The organism is Longimicrobium sp. (assembly GCF_036554565.1).
Classification (GTDB): Bacteria; Gemmatimonadota; Gemmatimonadetes; order Longimicrobiales; family Longimicrobiaceae; genus Longimicrobium.
The window spans coordinates 1-2613 of the sequence record NZ_DATBNB010000699.1 but is presented as its reverse complement, the minus strand read 5'-3'; the positions used below and the strand labels follow the sequence as shown (position 1 = coordinate 2613).

The 2613-nt window shown below is 72.6% G+C and carries 5 protein-coding genes; 4 read left to right on the top strand and 1 reads right to left on the bottom strand.

From position 1 onward, the window contains the following. The 4 genes from VIB55_RS19560 to VIB55_RS19545 all read left to right on the top strand — a co-directional run. Positions 1 to 595, top strand: a 595-nt coding sequence (locus VIB55_RS19560; RefSeq protein ID WP_331878351.1) for a sigma-70 family RNA polymerase sigma factor, incomplete at its 5' end; no start/stop codon positions are given. Beyond that, positions 592 to 948 carry a hypothetical protein gene (locus VIB55_RS19555; RefSeq protein ID WP_331878350.1) on the top strand — a complete coding sequence of 119 codons (357 nt, stop codon included), beginning with the start codon at positions 592 to 594 and terminating at the stop codon, positions 946 to 948. The genes VIB55_RS19560 and VIB55_RS19555, both read left to right, overlap by 4 nt. A 24-nt stretch (positions 949 to 972) precedes the next feature. After that, positions 973 to 1407, top strand: a complete 435-nt coding sequence (locus tag VIB55_RS19550; RefSeq protein WP_331878349.1) for a hypothetical protein — start codon at positions 973 to 975, stop codon at positions 1405 to 1407. After that, positions 1404 to 1892, top strand: a complete 489-nt coding sequence (locus tag VIB55_RS19545; RefSeq protein WP_331878348.1) for a DoxX family protein — start codon at positions 1404 to 1406, stop codon at positions 1890 to 1892. Before VIB55_RS19550 ends, VIB55_RS19545 begins: the two co-directional genes overlap by 4 nt. 77 nt (positions 1893 to 1969) lie before the next feature. On the opposite strand, the gene VIB55_RS19540 is transcribed toward VIB55_RS19545, so the two are convergent. Beyond that, entirely contained in the window at positions 1970 to 2422 is a 453-nt protein-coding gene (locus tag VIB55_RS19540; RefSeq protein ID WP_331878347.1) for a hypothetical protein, read from the bottom strand. Positions 2423 to 2613 lie beyond the last annotated feature (191 nt).

Here is a 2613-nt window from a genome sequence, read left to right as displayed (position 1 = left end):
GCGAGCCAGCGTTTTTCCGGCCGCGCGTGTCTACCCCTGCAGGATGAGCGACGACGACGCCCGCCTGGTGCGGCGAGCGCTGGCCGGGCACGCCGGGGCGGCAGACGCCCTGCTGCGCGCGCACGCCGGCACCGCCTACGCCGTAGCCCTGGCCGTCACGCGCAACCCCCACGATGCCGAGGACGTGGTGCAGGACGCCATGGTCCTGGCGCTGGAGCGGCTGGCCGAGTGCCGCGACCCGCGCAAGTTCGGGGGATGGCTGGTGCGCATCGTCCGCAACCGCGCCCTGAACCATCGCCGCTACCTGGGCATTCGCGCCGCCGAGCCGCTGGACGACGCCAGCCACGCCGCCTCTCCCGACTCGCCCGCCGACGACGCCGAACGCGCCGACCTGCGCGACCAGCTGACGGAGGCCATGTCGGGGCTCACGCAGGGCCAGCGCGAGGTTCTGCTGATGCACGACCTGGAAGGCTGGAAGCACCGCGAGATCGGCGACGTGCTGGGGATGCCCGAAGGCACCGTACGCTACCACCTGTTCAACGCCCGCCGCGCGGTTCGCGCCCGCTTGCAGGCCCTGGTTCGCGAGGAGGAATGATGGAGCCGGAGCCGATCGACCTGTCACCGCTGGCCCTGCCGGCGCACCGCCGCGAGCGCCTGATCGGCGCCGTGCTGGCGCGCGCGCGGGTGGGCGTGGTGCAGCGCACGCCGCTTTCGGAGCTGGCCGCGTGGGCACGTCCCACGCTGGCCGCCGCCGCGGTGGTCGCCGCGCTGTCGCTGGGGCTGCTCACCCGCACCGGGCCCGCCGCCGCTGCCGAGCCGCTGCCGCTGACCGTGGCCGACGCGCTGAGCATTCCGGGGCCCGCCAGCGACTGGGTAGCCGAAGACCGGCCGCCCACCGAAGAAGACCTGCTGGCCCAGTGGGACGACGAAGTGAACGATGCACGCTGACCTGACACACCCGGGGGTACGCCCGTGAACCGCCCCAGCCGCACGCGCCTGATGGGAATGGGAATGCTGGTGGTGACCTTCGCCGCCGGCCTGCTGGCCGGCGCCGCGTCCAGCCGCGCCCTTTCCGCCCGCGAAACCGAGCCCAGGACGGCCACAGCGGCCGAATGCTCGGACCGGCGCGGGCCGCATTCGATTTTCGAGAAGCTTTCGCTCTCGCCCGAGCAGCGCCAGCGCATCGACGCCATCATGGCCCGGCGCCGCGCCCGCATGGACACCGTCTGGCAGGTGCACGGGGCGCCCATCCGCGCGGCGCACGACAGCGCGCGGGCAGAGGTGCGCCAGGTGCTCACCCCCGCCCAGCAGGCGGAATACGACCGCCTTCGCGCCGCCCACCACGCCGAGCGCGAGCGCCGCGAGGCCAAGGAGAAGCAGGGCATCTCCGGCGGCGGATCGCGGTGAGCATTCCGGCGGGCGAGGGCAACCGGGGGCAGCGGGAAGGGTGGATGGGGGAAAGCCGGTTCTTCATGCACCGCTACGAAGAAGCCACGCTGGCGCTGCTGCGCGTCGTCGCCGGGCTGATGCTGATGCAGCACGGCGCGCAGAAGCTGTTCGGCGAGCTGGGCGGATGGCGCGGCACGCCCGGCGCCACGGCGCCGCTGCTGTCGCAGAGCGGGCTGGCGGGGGTGCTGGAGGTGTTCGTGGCGCCGCTGCTGGTGGTGGGGCTGTTCACGCGGCCGGTGGCGTTCCTGCTGTCGGGAATGCTGGCCGTGGCCTACTTCCAGTCGCACGCGCCAGACGGGTTCTGGCCCATCGTAAACCGGGGCGAGCTGGCCGCGCTGTACTGCTTCGTCTTCTTCTACTTCGCCGCCCGCGGCGGGGGAAAGTACAGCGTCGACGCCTGGCGCGAGCGCCGGCACAACGTGCGGAACCTGCGCCGGATCTGAGGGGCGCGCTGCGGAACGAACGACGGAGGCCGGGCGCGCGAGCGCCCGGCCTCTTTCTTTTCACCGCGTCCGCGCCGTCAGCGCGCGGGCTTGCCGGGCACCGAGGGACCTGCGGGGGTGGTCGCCGGCGCGGTGTCACCGGAGAACGCGCCGTGGTAGCGCGTGTGGATGAGCATCAGGCGCTGGCTGCTCTCGGGCGCGGCGCGGGCCAGCAGCGTAACCATCTCGTCGCGCTGCGCCAGGATGGCGTCCACCTCCTTCTGCTGCGCGGGCGAAACCTGCCCGCGAACGGCCTGCAGGTCGCTGAACACCGTGGTCATCACCTGCCGCGAGCGCTCGTAGTTGCTGCGCAGCGACTCCGCCAGCGCGGCGCCGATGCGGTTTTCGATCTGCGCCGTCCGCAGCTGCAGACGCGTATCATCGAGATCGTCGCGCAGCCCGTTCGCGCGCGACCACTGGGGCAGAAAGCCGAGGAGGAAGCCGAGGAGCGCGGCGCCCACGGCGATGGTGATGATTCGGTTGCGGTCCATGGATGGGAAGCGGTGGGGATGGAACTGCGCCGCAGGGATGATGGGGTGCGGGCGCGGGGCGTGGCAAGGGCGGCGCCGGAGGACGGGATAACTACGGCCGGGGTTCGACGGATTGCGATGAATGCCGCGGCGCCCCCCTCTCCCGGCCTCTCCCCCATAAACCCCATGGGGGAGAGGAGAATTCGAGTGCG